General features: G+C 61.0%; 3 protein-coding genes. All 3 read right to left on the bottom strand.

What is annotated here, in order from left to right:
- Positions 1–41: 41 nt before the first annotated feature.
- Positions 42–1,559, bottom strand: a complete 1,518-nt coding sequence (gene tnpC, locus JYJ39_RS13845; RefSeq protein WP_205205218.1) for an IS66 family transposase — start codon at positions 1,557–1,559, stop codon at positions 42–44.
- A 64-nt stretch (positions 1,560–1,623) separates the two neighbouring features.
- On the bottom strand, positions 1,624–1,971 hold the full coding sequence (tnpB, locus tag JYJ39_RS13840; protein WP_205205212.1) for an IS66 family insertion sequence element accessory protein TnpB: 348 nt from the start codon (positions 1,969–1,971) through the stop codon (positions 1,624–1,626).
- Entirely contained in the window at positions 1,968–2,330 is a 363-nt protein-coding gene (gene tnpA / locus JYJ39_RS14135) for an IS66-like element accessory protein TnpA (RefSeq protein WP_430622485.1), read from the bottom strand. Before tnpA ends, tnpB begins: the two co-directional genes overlap by 4 nt.
- Positions 2,331–2,449: the final 119 nt, after the last annotated feature.

Below are 2,449 nucleotides of genomic sequence, written 5' to 3'. Positions count from 1 at the left end.
GTAACCGTCCGACCACTACCGTCTTTCCGAGTTAATCGGAGTCAGGCAGCAGCGTGATGCTCGGTATTTGCGATCTGCTCGGCGACACGCCAAGGTAGCAGGTCGTCGAGTTCGTTGATTCGGTAGTCAGCAATTCGCGCGATGACGAAGCGCAGATAAGCTTCTGGATCGAGGCCGTTGAGTTTCGCCGAGCCGATCAGGCTGTAAATCGCGGCAGCGCGATCACCGCCGGCATCGGAACCGGCAAACAGGAAATTCTTTCGCCCAAGCGCCACTGTCCGCAATGCCCGTTCAGCCGCATTGTTGTCGATCTCGATGCGCCCATCCGAGGCATAGCGTATCAATGCCTGCCAATGGTTCAAGGCATAGCCGATGGCCTCCGCCAGGCCGGATTTCTTCGAGAGTTGTCGTCGCGTGTCGAGTAGCCAGGCATGGAATTCATCGAGGAGGGGTTTGGCCGGTTCCCGCCCTTTGCGCCTGAGGTCTGGCGGTTGTCCGCGAACCTTGCTTTCAATCGCGTACAAGGCGGCGATTCGTTTGAGCGCCTCGGCGGCAATCGGTGAGCCCTGAGCTTGATGAATCTCGAAGAACTTGCGGCGGGCATGGGCCCAGCATGCAGCTTCCTGGATGTCGCCTTTGGCATACAAAGCATTGAATCCGGCAAAGGCATCGGCTTGCAGAATCCCCTTGAAGGATTTCAGGTGGGTCTGCGGATGCTCCCCCTTGCGATTGGGTGAGTAGGCGAACCAGACGGCTGGCGGGGTTTCGTTTCCCGCCGGCCGATCATCGCGGACATAGGTCCACAAGCGCCCGGTCTTGGTCTTGCCCTCGCCCGGGGCGAGCACCGGCACCGGCGTATCGTCGGCGTGCAGCTTCTCGCCGGTCAGCACATGTTGCCGCAGTCGTTCCACCAACGGGCGCAGCAGCGCTGAACATTGCCCCACCCAGTCGGCCAGGGTCGAGCGTTCCAGATCAACGCCTTCCCGGGCATAGATGCCGCTCTGCCGATACAAAGGCAGATGGTCGCAATATTTGGCGACCAGCACATGCGCCAGCAATCCAGACCCGGCCCTGCCGCGGGCAATCGGCCGACTGGCGGCCGGGGCCTGAACGATGGTGTCACAACGGCCACAGGCCAGCTTCGGCCGAACATGGCGAATGACCCGGAAGCTGGCAGGTACGTAGTCGAGGACTTCCGAGACATCCTCACCCAGCGGCTTGAGATGACCGCCACAGTCCGGACAGCAGCTTGCTTCAGGCGGATAAACCACCGTATCGCGTGGCAAGTGGTCCGGCAGCGGTTTGCGGACCGGTTTGCCAGGCGCCTCTTCTGCCGGGGTGATTTCGGTGGTCTCGGCCCGTTCTGCTTTGCCGGTTTCGAGTTCCTCCAGCGCCAGTTCGAGTTGCCCGACCATTTTGTCGATCTTCTCGGCGCTTTGGCCAAACTGCATGCGTCGCAGCTTGGCAATGATCAGTTTGAGGTGCTCGATTTCCGCCTGCTGGGCGACCACCATGGCTTGCAAGGTCGTTGTGTCGCGGGGCAGATGTGTGCTGTTCATGCCAAGAGTTTACGCGAATCATCAGCGTGTGAACAGCCCCGCCAGCCAAGGATCTCCAGCTTTCTTATGCCGCCCGTTCCGGTTGCCCGGTGCGACTCGGGCGACGCCAGTCGATACCCTCCAGAAGCATGGAAAGCTGGGCGCCCGAGAGATGCACCGAGCCTTCGCTGGCCTGTGGCCAGATGAAGCGGCCGCGCTCCAGGCGCTTGGCAAAGAGGCAGAGGCCATCCCCGTCCCACCAGAGCAATTTGACCAGATCACCGCGGCGACCGCGAAAGACGAAGATGTGACCGGCAAAGGGATCGGCGGCGAGTTTCTCCTGAACGATGCTGGCCAGGCCATCAAAACCGCGACGCATGTCGGTCATGCCGGCGGCCAGCCAGATTCGGGTGCCACTGGGCAAACTGATCATCGCCGCTGCAACTCTGTCAGAACCAGTCGCAGCATCTCAGCGTCGGGACGACCTTCGATGCGAACGCGAACTTGGCCGAACTCAATCGTCAGGCAACCCGTACTGACGGAGTTGCTGGCCGCCGGCAACTGATCGCTAACCATCAGCGGCGCGAGAGTGACCGGCAACAGCGCTGGTTTCGCATCGGGCAGCAGCCCCTCCCGGTAGGTCTTGCGCCACAAAAACACCTGGTTGGCGTTGATCCCGTGTTTACGGGCAATCTGCGCCACCGAGGCACCCGGCTGCAGCGTTTCTTCAACAATCGCCCGCTTCAGCGCCAGCGGGTGATGCCGGTAGGGGCCTCGCCGTTTCGAGGCCATGACTGCCTTTGAATTTGTGCCCATAAATCCCTTTGTGGGCACAAATTTGAGGTGCCCGTCCGGGACAATCTTCAGCTATTGAAACTTCGGCGAAAAGACGGTGGTGGCCGGACGGTTAC

The sequence above is a fragment of the Azonexus hydrophilus genome, from assembly GCF_905120355.1.
Classification (GTDB): domain Bacteria; phylum Pseudomonadota; class Gammaproteobacteria; order Burkholderiales; family Rhodocyclaceae; genus Azonexus.
Note: the sequence above shows the minus strand (reverse complement) of the source record. Positions and strands in the feature narration are given on the sequence as shown.

Bases quoted from the DNA above. Each gene is read 5' to 3' on its own strand.
- tnpC (WP_205205218.1), bottom strand. From the start codon at position 1,559: ATGAACAGCACACATCTGCCCCGCGACACAACGACCTTGCAAGCCATG.
- tnpB (WP_205205212.1), bottom strand. From the start codon at position 1,971: ATGATCAGTTTGCCCAGTGGCACCCGAATCTGGCTGGCCGCCGGCATG.
- tnpA (WP_430622485.1), bottom strand. From the start codon at position 2,330: ATGGCCTCGAAACGGCGAGGCCCCTACCGGCATCACCCGCTGGCGCTG.